Source organism: Dietzia papillomatosis NBRC 105045 (assembly GCF_001570845.1).
Lineage (GTDB): Bacteria > Actinomycetota > Actinomycetes > Mycobacteriales > Mycobacteriaceae > Dietzia > Dietzia cinnamea.
This window is the reverse complement of sequence record NZ_BCSL01000013.1, coordinates 34,948-56,866: the sequence shown is the minus strand read 5'-3', so window position 1 is coordinate 56,866 and position 21,919 is coordinate 34,948. Positions and strand designations below refer to the sequence as shown.

The window sequence follows — 21,919 nt, the reverse complement described above, 5'->3', positions numbered from 1 at the left end:
CCCGCCCACGGGGAAAGCGGGGGTCCGTCGTGAGGGTCCCGCGAATCTCTCAGGCGCCGGCACCCGTCCGGCAGGGGACAGAGCGGAGAGGGAGCACCGGCCCGCAGGCCGCCTGTCCGGGCGGCCCCGCCACCTGAGGAGCACCTGTGACGACGACCCCCCACACTGCCCGGACCGGAGGCGAGTTCGTCGCCCGCCATCTGGGCCCCGATGCCGACGGACTCGCGCGGATCCTGGACACCATCGGCGTCGGCTCCCTGGACGAGCTCGCCGAGCGCGCCGTCCCCTCGGTCATCCTCGACGAGGTCGGCTCGGACGGACGGGCGGCAGGCATCAACGCGCTCCCGGAGCCGCTGTCGGAAGCCGACACCCTCGCGGCGCTGCGGGCGCTGGCCGACCGCAACACCGTCGCGGTGTCCATGATCGGGCAGGGCTACTACGACACCCTCACGCCGCCGGTGCTGATTCGCAACATCATCGAGAGCCCGGCCTGGTACACCGGCTACACCCCGTACCAGCCGGAGATCAGCCAGGGCCGTCTCGAGGCGCTGCTGAACTTCCAGACGATGGTCTCGGACCTGACCGGCATGGACATGGCCAACGCCTCCATGCTCGACGAGGGGACCGCCGCGGCCGAGGCCATGACGATGCTGCGACGGGCCAACCGCTCGTCCAAGAGCCCCCGCTTCGCCGTCGACGCCGACATCTTCCCCCAGACCGCGGCGATCCTCGCCACCCGCGCCGAGCCCCTCGGCATCGAACTGGTCACGGCGAACCTCGTCGACGACGGGCTCCCGGACGGCGAGTTCTTCGGGGCCCTGGTCCAGACCCCCGGTGCCTCCGGCCGCGTCGCCGACGTGGCGCCCCTCATCGAGAAGTGCCACGAGCGCGGCGTCATGGTCGCCGCGGGCGTCGACCTGCTGGCCGCGACGGTCCACACGCCGGCGGGGGAGAAGGGCGCGGACGCGTGCTTCGGCACCACGCAGCGGTTCGGCGTCCCCATGGGTTTCGGCGGGCCCCACGCCGGGTTCCTGGCGTGTCGCTCCGCGCACGCACGCAATCTCCCCGGCCGGCTGGTCGGTGTCTCGACGGACGAGGACGGGCGCGTCGCCTACCGACTGGCCCTGCAGACGCGGGAGCAGCACATCCGTCGCGAGAAGGCCACGTCCAACATCTGTACCGCGCAGGTCCTGCTGGCCGTCCTCGCGGCGATGTACGCCTCCTACCACGGCGCGGAGGGCCTCACGGCCATCGCCCGGCGCGTCCACGCCCATGCCGCCGCGCTCGCCGACGGACTCCGCGCCGCCGGGGTGGAGGTGCTGCACGACGCGTTCTTCGACACCGTCCGCGCCCGCGTGCCGGGCCGCGCCGACGAGGTGCTCGGCGCTGCCGCCGCGCGCGGCGTGAACCTGTGGAAGGTCGACGACGACACGGTGTCCGTCTCGTGTGACGAGGCCACCACCGCCGAGCACGTGGGGATCGTCCTCGACGCGTTCGGTGCCGACGCCGCCCGCACCGAGATCACGGTCGACCCGACCCACGGTGACCGCACGAGCGAGTTCCTGCAGCACGAGGCGTTCGTCCGCTACCGCACCGAGACGGCCATGCTGCGGTACCTCAGGGCGCTGTCCGATAAGGACATGGCGCTGGACCGGACCATGATCCCGCTCGGTTCGTGCACCATGAAGCTCAACGCCACCACCGAGATGGAACCGATCACGTGGCCGGAGTTCAACCGGCTCCACCCCTTCGCTCCGGCCGAGCAGACCGCCGGGATCCGCGAGCTGATCGGAGACGTCGAGCAGTGGCTGGTCGACATCACCGGTTACGCCGCCGTCAGCCTCCAGCCCAACGCCGGCAGCCAGGGCGAGTACGCGGGCCTGCTGGCCATCCGCGAGTACCACCGCTCCCGCGGCGACGACGACCGGACGGTCTGCCTCATCCCGTCCTCGGCGCACGGGACGAACGCGGCGTCGGCCGTGATGGCCGGCATGAAGGTGGTCGTGGTGGCCTGCCGCGAGAACGGCGACGTGGACGTCGACGACCTGCGGGCGAAGGTCGACAAGCACGGTTCCGAGCTGGCGGCGATCATGATCACCTACCCGTCGACCCACGGCGTGTACGAGCACGACATCGAGGACATCTGCGCGATCGTCCACGACGCGGGCGGCCAGGTCTACATCGACGGCGCGAACCTCAACGCGCTCGTGGGCGTCGCGCGTCCGGGCCGGTTCGGCGGCGACGTGAGCCACCTGAACCTGCACAAGACCTTTTGCATCCCGCACGGTGGCGGCGGACCGGGCGTCGGTCCGGTGGCTGTAGCCGAGCACCTGCGCGAGTTCCTCCCCGGCCATCCGCACGAGTCCGGGCTGGGCTCGGGCGGCGCGGTCTCGGCGGCGGCCTTCGGCTCCGCGTCGATCTTGCCGATCACCTGGGCCTACATCCGGATGATGGGCGCAGACGGCCTGCGCACGGCCACGCTGACCGCGATAGCGAGCGCCAACTACCTGGCCCGACGCATCGGCGAGCAATTCCCGGTCCTGTACTCCGGCGAGGGGGGCTGGGTCGCGCACGAGTGCATCCTCGACCTGCGCCCGCTCATCGACTCGGTCGGCATCTCGATCGACGACGTCGCCAAGAGGCTTGCCGACTACGGGTTCCACGCGCCCACCATGAGCTTCCCGGTGCCCAACACCCTGATGGTGGAGCCGACGGAGAGCGAGGACCTGGCCGAGCTCGACGCGTTCTGCGAGGCGATGGCGGCCATCCGCGCGGAGATCGACCGCGTCGCCGCCGGCGAGTGGACCGTGGAGGACAACCCGCTGCGCGGTGCGCCCCACACGGCCGAGAGCGTCTCCACCGACGAGTGGGACCACGCGTACCCGCGCAGTGTCGCCGGCTATCCCCTCGGTTCGGCCTGGCGGCCGAAGGTCTGGCCCGCCGTCCGCCGGATCGACGGCGCGCACGGAGACCGGAACCTCGTCTGCTCCTGCCCGCCCCTCGAGGCGTTCGCGCAGGACTGAGCGGCGGCCGCGGCCGGGCTCGGGGTCCGGGAAGTGTCGTACCCGTATGACACCGTGCGGGGCATGACCACCACCGGACCCCGCCTCGCGCCCGAACTACCCGCGGACTGTCTCGACTGGTGCCGCGCCCAGCCGCCCGCCCTGCTCGTCGCGGACGAGTACGTGGAGATCGACCTCGACCGCTGGAACCTCCGGCTCGCGGAGAGGGGGATCGACCTTCGTCTCGTCGCGGGAGGGCCCGACGGCGGGATCGTGCAGTCCGGGTCGGGCTACCTGCGCAGGAGTGATCTGTGGGCGGCGGGCCGCCGCGCCCGCGGTAGCCTGGAGGAATCCGTGGTGACGCTCTACATGTGCGCGGCCTGGCTATCCGCCCACCCGCTGCGGTCCGGCGTGAGGCGGGGGCTACCCGACTTCCGTGTCCCCGCCAGGGACCGTGCCGGGTGGCGTTCGGTGTCACCCCATGGTTTTCCCCTGGTGCTGCACGAGGTCGTGGACTGGCTCGACGCGCCGGTGGAGGCCATGAACCTGCTGCGTCACGGCGCGCCCGGGGGCGCGGGCCGCGGCGTCCCGGACCTGGGGTATCCGCTCGCCTCGCTCTACCTGTCCTCATTGGGCATGGCGTGGTCTGCGGAGAGCATCGTGCCGGTCGACCCCGCCGGGATCGGGACTCTGGTGCACGCCGGGTGGACCGAGATCGAGTCCTCCGCGCGGCTGACGCCCCGGCGCTACCAGCGTTACCTCGACGTGGTCGCGACGTGGGCGAGCGAGGCCGCGGTCGATCCGCTGGTAGTGGAGATGTGGCTGGTCCACGACTGGAACGAACGGCGCGCCCGGGAAGTCGCCCGCGGTGAGCCCCGGACCGGTTAGGGTCCGCGTATGGAACCACGCACAGTCTCAGTGGACGTCCCGGTCGGCGCGCTCGACGTGCTGGTCTGGGAGGGGAACGGCGGGGCGCCGGCCGAGGAGCCGGCGCGCACGGTGCTGGCACTGCACGGTTTCCCCGAATCGGCGTGGGAGTGGAAGGGTGTCGCGGAGAGTCTCGCCGGGCAGGGCGTGCGGGTGATCGCCCCGATGCAGCGCGGGTACTCACCCGATGCCCGGCCGGAAGGCGTCGATGCGTACGCGATCGAGCACCTGGCCGACGACGCGCTGGCGGTGATGGACCGCTTCGGGCTGGAGCGCGGGCACGTCCTCGGGCACGACTGGGGCGCGTGCGTCGCGTGGTGGCTGGCCGCCCACCACGCGAGCCGGGTCGCGAGCCTCACGGCCATCTCCGTGCCGCATCTCGGGGCGTTCGGCCACGCGATCAAGTCCGATCCCGACCAGCAGGCGCGGTCGGCCTACTTCGGACTGTTCCGGCAGGAGGGCAAGGCCGAGGACGTGCTGCTCGAAGGCGGGGCCCGCCGCCTGCGCGCCATGTTCGACGGGCAGGTCCCGGACGATCTCGTGGGCCGACACCTCGAGGTGCTCGGGGACCGGTCCGCCCTGACGGGAGCGCTCAACTGGTACCGCGCGATGAGACGCTACGAGCTGCCCGACGTCTCCGTCCCCACCACCTATCTGTGGGGCGGGCAGGATCCGGCGATCGCGCGGAGCGGGGCCGAGGCGACGGCGGCCAGGATGACGGGGGAGTACCGGTTCGTCCCGCTCACCGACCGGGGCCACTGGCTGCCCGAGGAGGACCCCGCGCTGGTCGCGCGCGAGGTCCTGGAACGGCTCGGCTGACCGCCGCCCGCCCGGCTCACCCCTGCCGGAGTTCGCGCTTGAGCAACTTGCCGGACTGGTTGCGGGGCAACTCGTCGACGAACACGACGCGCTTGGGCACCTTGAACGGTGCCAGGTACTCTCGCGCGCCCGCGATGATCTCGTCCTCAGTGGCCTCCGCGCCGTCCTTGAGGACCACGACGGCGGTCACCGCTTCGATCCACTTCGGGTCGGGCGTACCGATGACCGCCACCTCCGCGACCCGCTCGTCCTGGTACACGGCGTCCTCGACCTCGCGGGAGGCCACCAGGACACCGCCGGTGTTGATGACGTCCTTGATGCGGTCGACGACCTCGATGTACCCCCCGGCGTCCCGCACGACCAGGTCCCCGGAGTGGAACCACCCGTCACGGAACGCCTCGCGGGTGGAGTCGGGCTTGTTCCAGTAGCCTCTGCACAGCTGCGGGGAGCGGTAGACCACCTCGCCCCGCTCGCCGTCGGCGACCTCGAGTCCCGACTCGTCGACCACCCGGGCCTCGACGAAGAAGACCGGTCGACCCGCGCTGGCCGGCCTGTCGTCGTGCTCCTCGGGGCGCAGGACGCAGGCGAGCGGGCCGATCTCGGACTGGCCGAAACAGTTGTAGAACCCCAGTTCCGGGTACCTGGCCCGCAGGCGCTGCAGAACGGTCACGGGCATGATCGAGGCGCCGTACTGGGCCTTGCGGAGGCTCGACAGGTCGCGACGCTCGAGGTCCGGGTGGGACGCGAGGGGGACCCAGACGGTGGGTGCGAGGAACAGGGAGCCGATCCCGTCCTCTTCGATGCGGCGCAGGATCTCGGGGACGTCAGGGGCGGCCATCAGGTGCACGGTCGCGCCCAGTGACAGATACGGCATCGCGAACACGTGCATCGCCGCGGAGTGGTAGAGCGGCATGGTCACGAGCGGCTCATCGTCGGCGGTCAGATCAAGGGACAAGATGCAGCTGAGGTACTCGTGGACCAGCGCGGAGTGGGTCATCATCGCGCCCTTGGGCCGCGAGGTGGTACCCGAGGTGTACAGCAGCTGGGCGAGGTCGTCGCCGGAGGCGAGCGAGTCGACGGGCGTGACGTCGCCGGTCTCGAGTGCGGTACCCAACACGGTGCCGTCAGGTGCCTCGCCGGCGGCGGGCTGCAGCGCGAGGGGTGTCAGGGCGGGCAGGCTGTCGAGGACCGCATCGAGAGTGGGCGCCTGGGCGGGGTCGACCAGGACGAGCGAGGCCCCCGAGTCGGTGAGCAGGTACTCGAGCTCACCCCCCGTGAGGGCGTAGTTCACGGGTACGTGGATGTAACCCGCCCGCGAGGTCGCGAGGAAGGCGATGAGGTAGGCGTCCGAGTTGACGCCGTATGCCGCGATGCGGGCGCCGTCCTCGAGACCGTGCCCGGCGAGCAGGGTGGCGACGCGGTCGACGGCGGCGTCGAGGGCGGCGTAGGTCCAGCGACGATCCGCGAAGGTCAGGGCGACGCGGTCGGGGAACCGGGACGCCGATCGGCGCAGGGTGGCGTCAATGGTGTCGGAGGCGGCGGTGGAGGGGGCGAGTGAGGGGGTGTCGGTCATGGTCTGACCTTATAGCGGCGTGCGGCGGCCGGGTCGTGAAGTCAGTCGTCCGAGCGGAGCAGCTCGAGGACGGCCGGTGGGATGGCGCCGTCGGCCTCGCGCGGCGTCCACTGCTCGCTGGGGACCCACTGGGAGCCGCAGCCCCGGCACGCGAACAGGGGCTCGCCGCGGCGCTCGACGGGCGTGCGGTTCCAGTTGCACAGGTCGCGGCAGGACCGTACCCGCAGGGCGGCGAGGTCCGGGTCGGCGCGGCGCCGCGCGAGGGAACGGAGGGAGGCTAGTCCAGACATGTCACCGTTCACGATAGTCCGGCGGGGGCAGCGGGGTCCGCGTCGCGGGGGTCGGCAGGGGTGGCCTCGTGCGTCGGTAACCTGGGCGGATCATCGGGGAACGGAGCAGACGGATGAGTGCGTGCCCGTGTGGCAGTGGGATCGATCTCGGGGCGTGTTGCGGCCCGCTCGTGGAGGACGGGGTGCCCGCGCGGACGGCGGAGGAGCTGATGCGCTCGCGCTATACGGCGTTCGCGCTCGGACGGACGGACCACCTCTGGCGCACGTGGCATCCGCGGACGCGTCCGCCGGTCGTGGAGGCGTCGGGTGTGGAGTGGACCGGGCTCACCGTCCTGGAGGTGGTCGCCGGGGGCGAGGGTGACGACGACGGGGTGGTCGAGTTCGAGGCGAGGTACGTCGAGCCCGGCGACCGGGGGGTGATGCGTGAGCGTTCCCTGTTCGAGCGCAGGGGAGGGCGGTGGACGTACGTCGCGGCGGATCCGGCGGGAGCGGGCCCGGCGGGTGCCTAGGACGGCGTCGGATCGACGGGCTGTCGCGTCACCGTGATCGATCCGATCGTGGACGGGCTCGTCAGGTCGATGCGGCCGACCCTGGCTCCACGGGGCACGGTCCACGCCACCATGCCGTTGATCTCCTGCCCGGGGGTCGTCATCACCGACGGGACGAGCGGGTCGGGCACTGTCCCGGAGGGGTCGGTGATCCGCTCGAACGGCCGGCCCGACGGGTCATAGGCGGTGAGGTCCTCGGGGCCGATCTCCGGTTGGCCGGCGGACTGGACCGCGCGCACGTCCACCACGAGGACGGGGTCCGGGTACGAGTAGGACTGCACGAACCGCAGGTTCGACACCGTGACGGTGGCGTCCCAGTTCTCGGCGGACACCGGGAACGGCCGGTCGAACTGCTGGGAAGTGGGCAGCGGCCCGCTCGGTGCGGCGGCTGGGGCGGGTACTCCGCGTCGTTCGTCGCCTCCGACGAGCGAACAGGAACTGGTGAGCATGGTCGCTGCGGTGACCACGGCGACGAGGGCGGCGCGACGCATGGGCACTCCTGTGGCGGGATCGGGCGCCGGGCCCTTCCCGGCGGTGCCGATCCTACGTCTCACCGGTGCCGGGATCGTCGGAGGCGCGCAGGTCGCGGGAGTTCCCGCCGGCGACTCGTCGCGCGAGATCGGGGTAGACGTCGTCGAGTTCGGCGGTGATCTCGGCGAGGTGGATCTTGAAGTTGACGGGGACGAACACCCTGTCGACGAACTCCGACTCGGCCGTGATGGTCGAGCCGTCGAACACGTACCGGCACCACAGTGAGTCGCGGTTGAGGATCGCGACCTCGGTCTCGGCCGCCGCCGCGTCCTGCACCCCGGTCACCAGCGGGCTGCGGAACACGATGAGGGGGAGGGAGCGGTGTGCGCGCACGAAGAGCAGGACACAGCCTGCGGGAACGGTGAACACGTCGTGCTCGTCGGGGTGCATGCGCCTGCGGTAGACCGCGGCGAGCGCCGCGCCCACCGCCCTGGTCGCCTGGTCGGGGTCGGTGATGGGTTGCGGGCGGAAGTCGTCCTCGTCGCCGCTCCCGTGTGGTTCCGTGGGGCCGCCGGGGCGTGCCGCGCTCGCGTCCGCGGGATCCGGGCCGGACGCCGCAGCCCGGGCGTCCGGGTCGTCGACGTCGGCCACGTCGTGGAGGAAGACCGGATGTCGGATTCCGAAGACCTGCTCGAGCGTGCCGGCGACGAGGTGGGTGAGTTCGGTGGCCCGGTCCGTGGGCAGGGCGACCTGGGGCCCGGGTGTCGGCATCGCCGTCGCCTCGGCGTCCGCGGCCCGCCAGCCGAGCGCGGCCAGTTGCGCGAGTTGCGCGGGTCGCAGCGGGGCGGGGGCGTCGTCCGATCCACCCCCGGAGACCTCGGCCTCGAGTCGCCGCTGTCCCACCGCGGTGAAGCGGATGAACGGCGTGAGGGGCGACGGCGCGCCGAAGACGGGCACCGCCAGGTCGAAGGTGGCACCGGGGATCAGGTCACGCAGGAGATCCGCCAGGCGGGAGGCGAACCGGTCCCACCCGGCGGCGATCGACGCGTCCACGTCGAACTCGAATGCCGGCATGCTTGGCAGTCAACCATCGAGTCACCGCGCCCGTCAGCGGTTCGGGCGGTGTCCGACCCACAGGGGCCAGGGATCGTCGGCGCCCGGTCAGGCGTTCTCGCGCGCGTGCCCCGCCTGGTGGTCCGCCCAGTACTCGTCGGAACCGTCGAAGCCCACCCGGATGCCGCCGCGGTGCTCGATGATCTCCGGCTCGATCGGTGAGATCGTGCGTTCCGCCGCCAGGGCGGCGGCGACGTCCGGGAACTCCGACAGGTGACGGAGCTGGGTCCAGGTGGGCGGGAGGAGCATGGAGCGCCCCGCGCGGAAGTCGGCGAGCAGGTCGACCGGGCGCGCCCACATGGTGAGGTCGACCTCGGTGGTCTGGTCGTCGGGTTCCTGACCCACGGGCAACGCGGCGAGGAAGAACCGGGTGTCGTACCGGCGGGGCTCGACCGACGGGGTGATCCAGTGGTCGAACGGGCGCAGGCGATCCGCGGCGAGGGACAGCTCCTCGCGGGCCAGAAAGGCACTGAACGACAGCTCGTGGGCCTCGAGCTCGGTGCGCGCCGCGTGGTACCGCCCCGCGTCGGAGACGGGCGCGCCGTCCCGGTGGTCGGCGAGGAGGACGCCGCACTCCTCGAAGGTCTCGCGGGCCGCGGCGCAGACCAGCCGCCGTGCGCGCGGTTCGTCGCAGCCGAGGCGCTCGGCCCACCACGCGGGGGAGGGGCCGGTCCAGGCGAGGTCAGGGTCGTCGTCGGCGGCGTCGACGCCACCCCCGGGGAACACGGTCATCCCGCCGGCGAAGGCCATGCCCTTGACGCGGCGCGCGACGAACACCTCCGGGCCGGCATCGGAGTCGCGGATCACCATCACGGTGGAGGCGTCCTTGACGGGGCGGGCGGTGGTCTGGTCAACCTCGGTCATGAGGTCAGTCTCGCCCGCCGCATAGTGACACGCGCCACCGGGGTCCGCTCACGGCGCCGTCAGACCGTCGAGCCGACGCCGTCGCCGGGGTCCGACGTGGTGCCGCCCTCGGGGCGGTCGGTCAGTACGCCGTAGAGGACCCGCCGGACGTGCACCTCGAGTTCCCTGCGTCCCTCGCTGGCGGAGGAGCGCTCGACGCCGCACCGCACGATGGTCATGTAGAGGACGTCGAACACGGTCTGGGCGGCGCCGGCCATGTCCGCGGGCGTCACCGCGCCGCCCGCGTACCCCGCGAGTACGGCGGCGATGAGCTCCCGCAGCTCGCCGAGGATGCGTTGCGCTTCGGCCCGGTGGGGGCCGGCCTCTCCGAACAACGTCTCGCGGTGATAGGCGGCGATGTTCTCGGGCTGCCTGTCGAGCGCCACCAGCAGGGGCTCGCACAGGACGACCAGGTCCTCGACCGCGTCCCCGGTCTCGGGAACGGTCTCGACCATCGCGCGGAACTCCTCGTTGGCGACCATGCACAGGAGTTCGCCCTTGGACTGGGCGTAGCGGAAGAGCGTCCCCGTTCCGACCTCGGCGCGGTCGGCCACCTGCTGGGTGGTGACGGTCGAGTACCCGTGCCGGGAGAACAGTTCGAGGGCGGCGGCGTGGATGCGCCGCTGTTTGTCGGCCTTGTTGAGCTCGCGGCGGCCCGGCTCTCGGGTCTGACTCACGAGAACCACTCGGTGGGCGGGCCGGCGGTGACCAGTAGCGAGAACACGATCGCCACCACGATCAGGGTGACCACCAGCGCCACGACGGGCGAGCGCAGTGCGAAGGCGAGGACCCGGTCCGCCGGGCCGTCGGGCCGGTCGCCGCCCGGGCCGAGCCGCCACGGGCCCTCGAGCAGGCCACGTCGCTCGACCGACCGCTCGAACGGGACCGTGGCGTACGGGATCACCGCCGAGGCCAGACCGAGGATCCCGGTGCCGGCGGACCAGCGCTTGTCCGTCCACACCGCCAGGGTCGCCACGACGTAGCACAGGAACACGAATCCGTGGATGCCGCCACCCACCGAGGTGGCCCAGTCCTGCCCGAAGCCGTATTTGCCGATCATCCCCAGAATCAGGAGAGTCCAGGTGACCACCTCCGCCAGAGCGAGTCGCTTGTAGAGAACGCGGGGGGTCACGGCAGGCCTCCAGTCATCGGGTGGGGTTCGTCGGACATCGTACGGTCCCCGGCCCGGTGGGCGGCCCCCCGGTCGGCGACGACTCACCCGTGGAGTGCGAGCGAGGCGAAGCGGACCTCCCCGGCCTCGTCACTGGCGGCGAGATCCACCACCCCCTCGATCGCCCAGCCGTGGTCGCCCTCGGGGTCGTCGAGCACCTGGCGCACCCGCCACGTCCCCGGAGACACCGCGGGGCCCGACTCGCTCACGGTGAACAGCGCCGGGCCCCGCGCGGCGGGCCCGGTCCCGATCTCGTCGTATTCGTCCCAGTAGGCGTCGATCTCCGAGTCCCAGTCGGGGTGCTCGGGCACGTCGGTGTCCAGCTCGGCGAGCCGTTCGATGTCGTCGCGGGCGAGCAGTTCGACGCGGCGGAACATCGCGTTGCGCACCATCACCCGGAACGCACGCCGGTTCGCCGTCACCGGGCGGGCCGCGCCCGCGCTCTCGCCGAAGGCCAGTTCGGCGACCTGCTCAGCGGATACGTCGGGATCGGTGAGCAGCTCCCACTCGTCGAGCAGGCTGGAGTCGACCTGCCGGACCAGTTCGCCCAGCCACTCCACGAGGTCGTCGAACTCCTCGGAACGGCGGTCGGCGGGGACGGTCTGACGCAGCGCGCGGTAGGCGTCGGTGAGGTAGCGCAGGACGGCGCCCTCGGACCGGCCGAGGCCGTAGGCCGAGACGAGGTCCGAGAAGGTCATCCCGCGCTCGACCATCTCGCGGATGACCGACTTGGGGGACGGCTCGATCCCCGACACCCACGGGTGCCCTGCGCGGTAGGCGTCGTACGCGTCGGCGAGGAGGTCGGACAGGGGCTTGGGCCAGGAGATGTCCTCGACCAGCTCCATCCGTTCGGAGTACTCCACGCCGTCGGCCTTGAGGGCGGCGATCGCCTCGCCGCGGGCCTCGCGCTGCTGTGCGTAGAGGATCGGGCGCGGGTCGTCGAGCACCGCCTCGATGACGGAGACCAGGTCCAGCTCGGGGGTCGGGGAGTCGGGGTCGAGGACCTCCATCGCGGCGATCGCGAACGGGGCCAGCGGTTGGTTCAGGGCGAAGTCCCGTTGGAGATCCACGGTCAGCCGTACGTGGCGCCCGTCGTCGTCGGGCTCGGCCAGTCGTTCGACGATCCCGGCGGCCTCCAGCCCCCGGAACAGCTCGATCGCGCGCAGGACGTGGTGGCGCACCCGCGCGCGGGTCTCGTGCGAGGACAGCAGGAGGTGCCGCATGTGGGTGTAGCAGCTGCCGGGTCGGGAGATGATGTTGAGCAGCATCGAGTTGCTCACCTCGAAGCGGCTCGTGAGCTGCTCGGGCTGGGCGCCGACGAGCTTGTCGAAGGTGGAGCGCGACCAGTTGACGAAGCCCTCCGGGGGCTTCTTCTTGGCGGCCTTGGCCTTCTTCTTGGGGCTCGCGGCGGCCTTCGCGGCGGCCTTGGCGTTCTCGATCTCGTGCTCGGGGGCGAGCACCACGACGAATCCCTCGGTGTCGAAGCCTGCGCGGCCCGCACGGCCAGCGATCTGGTGGAACTCGCGCGCCTTGAGCACGCGCTGTCGGCGGCCGTCGAACTTGGTGAGGCCGGTGAACAGGACGGTGCGGATGGGGACGTTGATGCCCACGCCGAGGGTGTCGGTGCCGCAGATGACGGTGAGCAGGCCGTCCTGGGCCAGCCTCTCGACGAGCCGGCGGTACTTGGGCAGCATCCCGGCGTGGTGGACGCCGATGCCGTGGAGGAGGAGCTTGCGGAGCGTCCTACCGAAGTTCGTGGTGAAGCGGAAGCCGCCGATCTCGGTGGCGATGGCGGCTTTCCGATCCTTGTCGGCCACGGCGAGCGAGGTCAGGGCCTGGGCCTGTTCGAGCGCGGCGGCCTGGGTGAAGTGGACGATGTAGACGGGGGCTTTGCCGTCGCGCAGCAGCAGCTCGACCGACTCGTGGACGCCGGACAGCGCGTACTCGAACGAGAGCGGCACCGGGCGCTCGGTGCCGCCGATGTAGACGCACTGCCGACCGGTGCGCCGGTGCAGGTCCTCCTGCAGCCAGTCCACGTCGCCGAGCGTGGCGGACATGAGCAGGAACTGGGTGTCGGGCAGCTCGATGAGCGGGACCTGCCACGCCCAGCCCCGGTCGGGCTCCGAGTAGTAGTGGAACTCGTCCATCACCACCTGCCCGATCTCGGCGCCCGCCCCTTCGCGCAGCGCGATGTTGGCGACGATCTCGGCCGTCGCGCAGACGATGGGGGCGTCGGCGTTGACGGCGGCGTCGCCGGTGAGCATGCCGACGTTCTCGGCCCCGAACACCTCGCACAGCGCGAAGAACTTCTCGCTCACGAGCGCCTTGATAGGCGCGGTGTAGTAACTGCGCTGACCGCGGGCCATCGCGGCGAAGTGGGCGCCGAGGGCGACCAGGGACTTGCCTGACCCGGTGGGGGTGGCGAGCACGACGTGGCTCCCGGCGGCCATCTCGAGTACGGCCTCCTCCTGGGCCGGGTACAGCGTCAGACCCCGGTCCGCGGCCCAGGCCACGAACGCGTCGAACACCGCCTCCTCGTGGAGGTCGGCGGGGACGTCGTCGAGATCGGTGAGGAGTTGGGGCAGCTGCACCCGGCCGAGCCTAGTCGCCGGCGGGCGTCACCCGTCGCGTTGCGGGTCGTCGCCCTGCCCGCCGTCGCCCGTCTGCTGGGCGAGGAACCGCTCGAACTCCGCTCCGATCTCGTCGCCCGACGGCAGTGGCTTGCCGCCCGGGTTGAGGGAGTCGGAACCGAGGCGCGTCTCCATGAACTCGTCGTACTGCTTCTCCATGAGCTCCACGGCGGTGAGGATCTCGGGGCTCTGCGCGATCTGCGCGTTGACCTGGGCGGTGAACTCCTCGGCGGCCTTCTCCAGCTCGGCGGTGGGCAGCTCGAGGTCGGCGATCTCGGCGATGCTGCCGACCAGGTGCAGCACGGCTGCCGGGTAGGCCGTCTGCGACAGGTACTGCGGCACGTGCACGGTGAAGCCCGCGGAGGGAATCCCGTGTTCGGCCATCCGCAGCTCGAGCAGGGAGGTCACGTTGCCGGGCACCGAGAACTCGCCGGGCCAGGCGGAGAACCCCTTGATGAGGTCCACATCGCTGGCGTGGGCGCTCGAGTTGGTGGGCCGGGTGTGGGGGACGCCGAGGGGCATCGCTCCCAGCCCGATCGACATCCGGACCCCGAAGGACCCGGCGAGGTCGATCACGGACTCGGTGAAGCCGTCCCACTTGAGATCCGGCTCGAGCCCGGACAGGAGCAGGAAGGACGTTCCGTCGGAGGCCTTGACCGCGTGCATCTGGATGGTCGGCTCGTTGTAGTCCGCGAAGCGGTCGAACGAGTACTTGAGATGCGGGCGGCGCGAGCGGTAGTCCACGAGCTCGTCGACGTCGAACTCGACGATGAGCTGGGAGTCCAGGCTCTCGCGGAGATGCTCGGACACGCCCTGGATCGCCAGTCCGGCATCGGAGAAGCCCTCCAGTCCGTGCACGAGGACCGGCCCGCGGCCGTCCTCGGAACGCAGGTCGGGAACGGGTTCGATCAGTCGGTACAGATCGCTGTGCCTGGCCATGTCGACTCCTCTCGTCACCACACCCCGTCCGTCGGTGGCGGGGCTCGCCCGGTCGTCCATCCGGGACGGGGGGTTCACCACTGTCACAACGTCACCACCCGCGAGATGATTCCCGCGCGATCCCCACAGGCCCCGTCTCCCTCCACAGGCGGCGGTCGGTCCGGCGTCCCGGGGCGGGGAGCGGCCGCCGGGGTGGCCGATGGTGGGTCCGGTGCACGACACCCGCGGACCACGCCACGACGGGGCGTGGACGCGCGAGACGAACGGGCGGCGAGCGATGACGACGGGCGAGTTGAAGGACGAGGGCGGCACGGACGGGCGGGCGACGGTGGTGATCACCTCGCCGGAGGAGCTGATCGCCTCGATACCGGCGATGCTCGGCTTCCCGCCGGGGCCGGGGTCGGTGGTGATCCTGTGCGGTCGCACCGCGGACGGTGGACAGGGGCCGGTGGTGCGGATGGACGTCGACCGGCTGCTGGACGACGGCCGTGGATTCCCCGGGGCCGACGACCTCCTCGACGACCCAGACGACCCCGACGACCTCGCCGACCTCGACGATCCGTTAGTCGAGGACCCGCTGGACGGCCTCCCCGGTGACGCGGGCGACCCCGGCGACGCCGCGATCGGTCGTGCCCGTCCGGCGATCGACCCCGGCCCGGCGCGGGGACTCGCGCGGTTCTGCGCGCGGGAGGGCATCGACTCGGTGCACCTGGTGGTGGTCCACGAGAACTGTGCGGACGGGTATCTGGCGGGGCTGCGTGCGGAGGACGCCGCGTCGGCGTTCGAATACTGGCTGGGCGAGGCGGGCACCGGGGTGGAGGCGGCCTACGGGGTCGGTGAGTTCGCCGAGGGGGAGCCGTGGGTGGATCTGTTCGGGATGACCCGGGGTGTGCAGATCGACCCGGACACGACGCAGATCGCCGCGGTACACGCGTACGACGGCCGCGTCCGGGCCGGCTCGAGGGACGAGATCGACCGGCTGTACCTCGTCCGCGACCCCGACGCGTGCGACGAGGACCGCCCGGATGACGCCGTCGTGGGCGGTGCGGGAGAGGTGGACGCGGCCGACCCGGGTGGCGGGTCCGCAGGGGGACGCGACCGGCGCGCGGAGCGGGCGCGCGCGGTCGCGGCGGCGGTGGAGCGCCATGACGACGCCGCGCGTCGGCTGGGAGTGGGGGAGGAGGTCGACGACGACGAGCTCGCCGCCATCGGGCGGGACCTGCTGGTGATCGCCGTTCGTGACGAGATCTACCGACGTCTCGCGCAGCGGGGGCTGGGCGATCGCGACGGTCGGCGGCTCGTGTGGTGGGCGGTCGCGCGTCGTCGGCCCGCGCGCGAACGCTCGGTGGCGCTGTTGCTGTTGGGTGCGGCGTCGTACTTCGCGGGCAGCGGGGTGCACGCGTGGTCGGCGCTGTCGGCCGCCGTCGACGCCGACCCGGGGAACAACCTGGCCCGGCTGCTGCTCCAGGGGCTGCACCACGGGATGGCGCCCGAGCGGCTCAGGAGGGTGGCGGCGACCGCGTGAGCCGTGTCCGCGGCGGGAGGCCGCCCGTCAGCGGGGGGCCGAGTGGGCGCGGTCGCCGAGCGCCCCGGTGAACGCCCAGGCGTCCTCGACCACCGTGCGCAGGTCCGTCCGGGTGGGGTTCCAACCGAGCTCGGCGATCGCCCGGGCGCTCGAGGCCACGAGGACCGCGGGGTCGCCGGCGCGCCGGGGGGCGACGACGTCCGGGATCGGGTGCCCGGTGACCTCGCGGCACACGTCGATCACCTCGCGGACGGAGAATCCCTCGCCGCTGCCGAGATTGAGCACACGGTGGACCCCCGGGGCGTTGGACTCCAGGGCCAGCAGGTGGGCGTCCGCGAGGTCCGCGACGTGGATGTAGTCGCGGATGCAGGTGCCGTCGGGGGTGGGCCAGTCGTCGCCGAAGACCTTGATGTGGTCCCGGTGACCCAGGGCGACCTGGAGCACCAGCGGGATGAGGTGGGTCTCCACGACCCGGTTCTCACCCGCGCCGTGGTAGGCGCCGGCGACGTTGAAGTAGCGCAGGCTGGTCGCGGCGAGTCCGTGCGCGACCGCGTACGAGGTGATGGCGTGGTCGATCGCCAGCTTGGTCGCCCCGTAGGTGTTGGTCGGCCGGGTGGGCATGTCCTCGGTGATGGGCACCTGCTCGGGCTCGCCGTAGGTGGCCGCGGTGGAGGAGAACACGAGGTTCCCGACACCGGCCGCCCGCATGGCGTCCAACAGGGCCAGCGACGTGACCACGTTGCCCTGCCAGTACTCCTCGGGCTTCTCGACGGACTCGCCGACGAGCGAGCGCGCGGCGAAGTGCAGCACGCCGTCGAAGGACGGGTCGAGGACCTCGCCCGCGCGGGCGGCGACGTCACCCTCGAGGAAGGTCGCCCCCTCGGGGACGCCGTCCCGGTTACCGGTGGACAGGTCGTCGAGGATCACCACCTCGTGCCCGCGCTCGATGAGGACGGTGGCGCACACTCCGCCGACGTACCCGGCCCCGCCGGTGACGAGGAGTTTCACGACAGGATCTCGACCTGGATGGCGTGGGCGTGGTCGCCGTCGAGTTCGACGGTGCGGCCGTCCCCCGAGTCGAGTTCGACGAGGTGCCCGCGGCGGGTCGCGGTGACGGTCTTGAGCGGCTCCACGCCGGCGGCGCGGAACTCGGAGATCAGGTCCGTGTCGATCTGCACGTTCTCGCCGATCGCCCGGATGCGCACGGTGTGCGGTGTGTCGGTGGGCAGCGCGGATAGCCGGACGTGGTCGCCGTGGTCGAGCGTCGACTCGGCGTAGCCGATGCGGTCCAGACCGGGGATCGGATTGCCGTAGGGCGACGTCCGGGGGTCGTCGAGCACCTCGATGAGACGCCGTTCGACGTCGTCGCTCATCACGTGCTCCCACCGGCACGCCTCGGCGTGGACCTTCTCGAGCTCGAGCCCGATCACGTCCACCAGGAGCCGCTCGGCCAGGCGGTGCTTGCGCATCACGTCCACCGCGAGCTCGCGCCCGGTGGCGGTGAGCTGGAGGTGCCGGTCGGGTGCGACGAGCACCAGCCCGTCGCGCTCCATCCGGGCCACCGTCTGGCTCACGGTCGGGCCGCTCTGCTCGAGGCGCTCCGCGATCCGCGCCCGCAGCGGGATCACGCCCTCCTCCTCGAGTTCGTAGATGGTGCGGAGGTACATCTCGGTGGTGTCCACCAGGTCCTTCACGCTGCAGTCCTCCACGTCTGGATTCGAATCGACATCCCGGTGGGTGACGACACCGACCGGGTTCTCACACCGAGACTACCGTCGGGCCACCGACCGGGGTGGGGAGCCGACGTTCATCGGCCGCCCCCGTCGTCGCCGCGTAGATTGTTGAGGTGATGTACCCCACGGATCTGGCGGGGTGCGCGGGCCGGGAGAGACCCGGTCCGACGAGAGGGCGGTGGCCATGGCCGGGATCGCGGACGGCGTCGAGGCGAAGGTGGTGTGGAGCCCGTCGCTGCTCGAGTACCGACACTCCGCCGATCACCCCATGAGTCCGAGGCGCCTCGACCTGACCATGTCGCTGGCCACCGAACTCGGCGTGCTGCAGGGGGTGGAGTTGCTCGATCCCGGCACGGCCGGTGACGACGAGCTGCTGCGGGTGCACACCTCGCGCTACATCGACGCCGTGAAGGCGGCCGGCGACCTGTCGCCGGGGGAGCACGTCGGGATGAGCCACGGTCTGGGCACGGCCGACAACCCGACGTTCCCGGCGATGCACGAGGCCAGCGCGGCGGTCGCCGGCGGCACGCTGACGGCCGCCCGCGCGGTGGCCAGCGGGGCCGCGACGCGCGCGGTCTCCGTCGCCGGCGGGATGCATCACGCGATGCCCGCGGCCGCCGCCGGATTCTGCGTGTACAACGACGCGGCCGTGGCGATCAGCTGGCTGCTGGACAACGGTTTCGACCGCATCGCCTACGTCGACCTCGACGTCCACCACGGCGACGGCGTCCAGACCGCGTTCTACGAGGATCCCCGCGTCCTCACGGTCTCACTGCACCAGCACCCCGCGACCCTCTGGCCGTCGACGGGCTGGGCGTCCGAGGCCGGCGTGGGCCGCGCGGAGGGCACGGCCGTCAACCTCGCGTTCCTGCCCGCGGTCACCGACGACCTCTGGCTCCGCGGTTTCCACGCCGTGGTCCCGGGCGTCCTGCGCGCGTTCGAACCGCAGATCATCGTCCTGCAGGCGGGGTGCGACTCGCACCGCGAGGACCCCCTCGCCGATCTGTCGTTGACCGTCGACGGACACCGGCGTTCATACCTTGACGTCATCGCCCTGGCCGACGAGCTCTGCGAGGGGCGCCTCATCGCGGTCGGCGGCGGTGGCTACGAGCTGGTGCGGGTGGTCCCGCGCTCGTGGACCCACCTCATCGCGGCGGTTCTCGGGGCGCCGGTCGACCCGGGCACGGCGATCCCGGAGGGGTGGCGGTCCGCCGCCGGTCGGCTCACCGTTCCCGATCGGGTCCCGAAGGTGATGGGCGACGGCGAGATGCCGACGTTCGCACCGTGGGAGCCGGCGGGCGCCGACCGCGGGGTCGAGATGGACCGCTCGCTGGCCCGGCTGGACCAGTCGATCCTCGACACCCGTCGCACGGTCTACCCCCTGCTGGGGCTCGATCCCGACGACCCCCGGGACTGACCGCTTCTCGAGCCCCGTCCGGCACGACCTCGCATTGGAGGACCCCATGGCGCACCCCGGCGACCCCGCGACCGGCCCCACCGCAACCGAGACCCCGGAACCCGGCGGGCGTCCGGGCGATCCGCCCCCCGCGGTCGATCCGCCCGAGCACGCCTCGACCGACACCTCGGTCGACGAGTACCCCGAGGGCTACCCGCACGAGTGGGCCGCGGACGTCCTCGGCTCGGACGGCCGGGCGGTGCGGATCCGCCCGATCCTGCCCAACGACGCCGAGAAGATCGCCCGCTTCCACACCAGCCTGTCCGAACGCACCCGTTACCTGCGCTATTTCGGATCCCGGGACGTCCTGAGCGATCGGGAACTACGGCGGATGACCCACGTCGACTACCGCGACCGGATGGCGTTCGTCGCCGAGTTGGGCGCGGAGATCATCGGGATGGCGATCTACGAACGGCTGCCGGACTCCACGTTCGCGGAGGTCGCCTTCACGATCTCCGATCAGCACCAGGGCCGGGGGCTGGGCTCGATCTTCCTCGAGCACCTGGCCGGCGCGGCGGCCGAGTGCGGGATCGACCACTTCGAGGCTGAGGTCCTCTCCGAGAACCGGTCGATGATCCAGGTGTTCCGCCGAGCCGGGTACGAGATCTCACGGTCCTTCGACGGCTCCACGCTGCACCTCGAGTTCGCCATCGATCCCACCGAGGCGCTGACGAACGTCCGGAACTCGCGGGAGGCCGCGGCGGAGGCCCGGAGCCTGGCGCGGGTGCTGAACCCGGGATCGGTCGCCGTGATCGGCGCGTCCGACCAGGTGGGCAAGATCGGCCACACCGTCATGCGCAACCTCATCGGCAACGGGTTCGCCGGCCCCGTCTACCCCGTCAACTCGGACGCCACCTCGGTGCAGTCGGTCCGCGCGTACGCGAGCGTCCGGCACATCCCGGATCCTGTCGACCTCGCCGTCGTCGCCGTGCCCGCCGCCTCGATGTCGGAGGTCCTCGACGACTGCCTGTCCAAGGAGGTGTCGACGCTCGTCGTCATCTCCGCCGGGTTCTCCGACGTGGGGAGCGCGGGAGTCGTCTCGGAGCGACGACTGGTCAGCGAGGCCAGGGCGCACGGGATGCGCGTCGTCGGCCCCAACGCGCTCGGTGTGATCAACACCTCCGCCGACGTCAAGCTCAACGCCACGCTGGCCGAGGTCGTCCCCGGCCCGGGCCGGGCCGGATTCTTCTGCCAGTCCGGTGCGCTCGGCATCGCGATCCTCGCCGCCGCGGCGCGGCGCGGGCTCGGGCTGTCGACGTTCGTCTCCGCCGGCAACCGCGCGGACGTGTCCGGTAACGACCTGCTGCAGTACTGGGACACGGACACCTCGACCGAGGTGGTCCTGCTCTACCTTGAAAGCTTCGGTAACGCCCGCAAGTTCTCGCGGATCGCGCGGCGCGTGGCCCGCAACAAGCCGGTCGTGGTCGTGCGGCGGGCCGTGGACGACCTGGAGTCCGGCGTGGAGGGGCTTACCGCGAACGCGATCGGGGGACTGTTCCGCGACTCCGGCCTCATCCAGGTGGACTCCATCACCGACATGTTCGACACCGCCACCCTGCTCGCCTACCAACCGCTGCCCACCGGCGGCCGCCTGGGGATCGTGGGCAACTCCTCGGCCGTCGGCAGGCTCGGCGCGGACTCCGCCCGCCAGCAGGGGTTCACCGTCTCCCACGCCGTGGACCTGGGTGCCGGGGCGTCGCCCGAACAGTTCCGCGAGGCCATCGCGGACGCGCTCGCGCGAGACGAGGTCGACTCGGTTCTCACGGTGTTCGTCCCGCCGGTCGCCACGGATCCGGACTCTTATGCCGAGGCGATCCGCGCGGCGGCGGCGGAGAGCGCCAAGCCGGTGGTGAGTACGTTCCTCGCCGGCGAGGGCCTGCCCGAGGGGTTGACCGTGACGGACGAGTCGGGCGTGGCGGCCCGCGGTTCGATCCCGTCCTACCCCTACCCGGAACGCGCGGTGTCGGCGCTCGTGCGGGCCCGGCGGTACGCCGAGTGGCTCGACCGGCCGGCCGAGGAGCCCGCCGAATACTCCGATATCGACCGCGCTCGGGCCCGCGAGCTCGTGGACTCGCTGTCCCAGCTCCACGCCGGGACCGAGTCGTTCGAGCTCACGCAGGGCCAGGTCCGGGCCCTGCTCGAGTGCTACGGGATCGACATCGTCGACTACCGCGTCGTCACCGACGTCGATCAGGCCGTGATGGCGGCCGACGAGCTGGGCTACCCGGTAGCGGTCAAGGCGATGAGTGACCGGTGGCGCACCCGCAGCGACCAGTCGGGGGTCCGCCTCGACCTCGCCGACTCCGCGGCGGTGCGGCACGCCTTCGCGTTGCTCCAGTCCACGACCGGGTCGCGGTCGCTGCACGTGCAGAAGATGGCCACGAAGGGCGTCGCGGTGACCATCCGCGTCGCGGACCACCCGATCTTCGGCTCGTTGATCTCGTTCGGACTGTCCGGGATGCTCTCCGACCTGCTCGCCGACCGGGCGTTCAGCACACTGCCCATCTCCCCCTCCGAGGCGTCGGCGCTCCTCGGCAGACCGCGGGCGGCGCCGATCCTCGACGGCTACGCGGGGGACGCGCCGGTCGACCGCGACGCACTTGTGGAACTCATGGGGCGGGTGTCATGTCTGGTGGAGGACGTCCCCGAACTGCGCCGCCTGGCGATCGACCCCGGACTGGCCGCACCCGACGGGCTCTCCGTGCTCTACGCCACTGTGCGGCTCGGTCCGCCGCCCCGCTTCAGCGGGAACGAGGGGCCCCGCAGGCTCCGCTGACGCCGGTGCCCGGTGCCCGGTGCCCGGTGGCCGCGGCGACGAC

At 71.9% G+C, this 21,919-nt stretch carries 18 protein-coding genes; 7 read left to right on the top strand and 11 right to left on the bottom strand.

Annotation, left to right across the window (positions count from 1 at the left end):
* The first annotated feature begins 146 nt into the window (after positions 1-146).
* The 3 genes from gcvP to DPA01S_RS06475 all read left to right on the top strand — a co-directional run bounded on the left by gcvP (position 147) and on the right by DPA01S_RS06475 (position 4,748).
* A complete protein-coding gene (gene gcvP, locus DPA01S_RS06485) occupies positions 147-3,023 on the top strand; it encodes an aminomethyl-transferring glycine dehydrogenase (protein WP_061228826.1) in 2,877 nt (958 codons plus the stop codon).
* A gap of 63 nt (positions 3,024-3,086) precedes the next feature.
* Positions 3,087-3,890, top strand: coding sequence for an 8-oxoguanine DNA glycosylase OGG fold protein (locus tag DPA01S_RS06480; RefSeq protein WP_061228825.1), 804 nt, complete (start codon positions 3,087-3,089; stop codon positions 3,888-3,890).
* Positions 3,891-3,899: 9 nt separating this feature from the next.
* The gene (locus DPA01S_RS06475; protein WP_061228824.1) at positions 3,900-4,748 is read left to right on the top strand and encodes an alpha/beta fold hydrolase; all 849 of its coding nucleotides are present in this window, start codon (positions 3,900-3,902) and stop codon (positions 4,746-4,748) included.
* A gap of 16 nt (positions 4,749-4,764) precedes the next feature.
* Here the strand turns inward: DPA01S_RS06475 and DPA01S_RS06470 are convergent, their stop codons facing one another.
* Together DPA01S_RS06470 and DPA01S_RS06465 are read right to left on the bottom strand one after the other, a co-directional pair.
* Entirely contained in the window at positions 4,765-6,321 is a 1,557-nt protein-coding gene (locus tag DPA01S_RS06470; RefSeq protein WP_061228823.1) for a fatty acyl-CoA synthetase, read from the bottom strand.
* 41 nt (positions 6,322-6,362) lie between these two features.
* Positions 6,363-6,611 carry a hypothetical protein gene (locus DPA01S_RS06465; protein WP_197471380.1) on the bottom strand — a complete coding sequence of 83 codons (249 nt, stop codon included), beginning with the start codon at positions 6,609-6,611 and terminating at the stop codon, positions 6,363-6,365.
* A 113-nt stretch (positions 6,612-6,724) separates the two neighbouring features.
* Here DPA01S_RS06465 and DPA01S_RS06460 point away from each other — a divergent pair, with 113 nt between their 5' ends.
* On the top strand, positions 6,725-7,120 hold the full coding sequence (locus tag DPA01S_RS06460) for a YchJ family protein (protein WP_082767698.1): 396 nt from the start codon (positions 6,725-6,727) through the stop codon (positions 7,118-7,120).
* Here the strand turns inward: DPA01S_RS06460 and DPA01S_RS06455 are convergent.
* The 7 genes from DPA01S_RS06455 to DPA01S_RS06425 form a co-directional block, all read right to left on the bottom strand.
* Positions 7,117-7,650, bottom strand: a complete 534-nt coding sequence (locus tag DPA01S_RS06455; RefSeq protein WP_061228822.1) for a hypothetical protein — start codon at positions 7,648-7,650, stop codon at positions 7,117-7,119. The genes DPA01S_RS06460 and DPA01S_RS06455 overlap by 4 nt on opposite strands.
* 52 nt (positions 7,651-7,702) lie before the next feature.
* Positions 7,703-8,704 (bottom strand): TY-Chap domain-containing protein, encoded by a 1,002-nt coding sequence (locus DPA01S_RS06450; protein ID WP_061228821.1) that lies wholly within the window; start codon positions 8,702-8,704, stop codon positions 7,703-7,705.
* Positions 8,705-8,791: 87 nt separating this feature from the next.
* A complete protein-coding gene (locus DPA01S_RS06445) occupies positions 8,792-9,607 on the bottom strand; it encodes an NUDIX hydrolase (protein WP_061228820.1) in 816 nt (271 codons plus the stop codon).
* Between the two features lie 59 nt (positions 9,608-9,666).
* Positions 9,667-10,323 carry a TetR/AcrR family transcriptional regulator gene (locus DPA01S_RS06440; RefSeq protein WP_061228819.1) on the bottom strand — a complete coding sequence of 219 codons (657 nt, stop codon included), beginning with the start codon at positions 10,321-10,323 and terminating at the stop codon, positions 9,667-9,669.
* The gene (locus DPA01S_RS06435; RefSeq protein WP_061228818.1) at positions 10,320-10,778 is read right to left on the bottom strand and encodes a DUF3817 domain-containing protein; all 459 of its coding nucleotides are present in this window, start codon (positions 10,776-10,778) and stop codon (positions 10,320-10,322) included. The genes DPA01S_RS06440 and DPA01S_RS06435 overlap by 4 nt, the downstream gene beginning before the upstream one ends.
* An 83-nt stretch (positions 10,779-10,861) precedes the next feature.
* Positions 10,862-13,408, bottom strand: a complete 2,547-nt coding sequence (locus DPA01S_RS06430; protein WP_061228817.1) for a DEAD/DEAH box helicase — start codon at positions 13,406-13,408, stop codon at positions 10,862-10,864.
* 27 nt (positions 13,409-13,435) lie between these two features.
* Entirely contained in the window at positions 13,436-14,386 is a 951-nt protein-coding gene (locus DPA01S_RS06425; protein WP_061228816.1) for a proteasome assembly chaperone family protein, read from the bottom strand.
* 211 nt (positions 14,387-14,597) lie between these two features.
* On the opposite strand from DPA01S_RS06425, the gene DPA01S_RS06420 reads away from it, so the two are divergent.
* Positions 14,598-15,911: a DUF4192 domain-containing protein gene (locus tag DPA01S_RS06420; protein WP_232303040.1), complete on the top strand. Its 1,314-nt coding sequence runs from the start codon at positions 14,598-14,600 to the stop codon at positions 15,909-15,911.
* 27 nt (positions 15,912-15,938) lie between these two features.
* On the opposite strand, the gene galE is transcribed toward DPA01S_RS06420, so the two are convergent.
* Together galE and DPA01S_RS06410 are read right to left on the bottom strand one after the other, a co-directional pair.
* Positions 15,939-16,919, bottom strand: coding sequence for a UDP-glucose 4-epimerase GalE (gene galE / locus DPA01S_RS06415; RefSeq protein WP_007627545.1), 981 nt, complete (start codon positions 16,917-16,919; stop codon positions 15,939-15,941).
* Complete coding sequence (locus tag DPA01S_RS06410) at positions 16,916-17,605, bottom strand: iron-dependent transcriptional repressor DtxR (RefSeq protein WP_007627547.1); 690 nt, start codon at positions 17,603-17,605, stop codon at positions 16,916-16,918. Before DPA01S_RS06410 ends, galE begins: the two co-directional genes overlap by 4 nt.
* Before the next feature lie 223 nt (positions 17,606-17,828).
* Between DPA01S_RS06410 and DPA01S_RS06405 the strand changes: the two genes are divergently transcribed.
* Together DPA01S_RS06405 and DPA01S_RS06400 are read left to right on the top strand one after the other, a co-directional pair.
* Positions 17,829-19,061 carry an acetoin utilization protein AcuC gene (locus tag DPA01S_RS06405; RefSeq protein WP_061228846.1) on the top strand — a complete coding sequence of 411 codons (1,233 nt, stop codon included), beginning with the start codon at positions 17,829-17,831 and terminating at the stop codon, positions 19,059-19,061.
* Positions 19,062-19,107: 46 nt separating this feature from the next.
* A complete protein-coding gene (locus DPA01S_RS06400) occupies positions 19,108-21,876 on the top strand; it encodes a bifunctional acetate--CoA ligase family protein/GNAT family N-acetyltransferase (RefSeq protein ID WP_061228815.1) in 2,769 nt (922 codons plus the stop codon).
* The last annotated feature ends 43 nt before the right edge of the window (positions 21,877-21,919 follow it).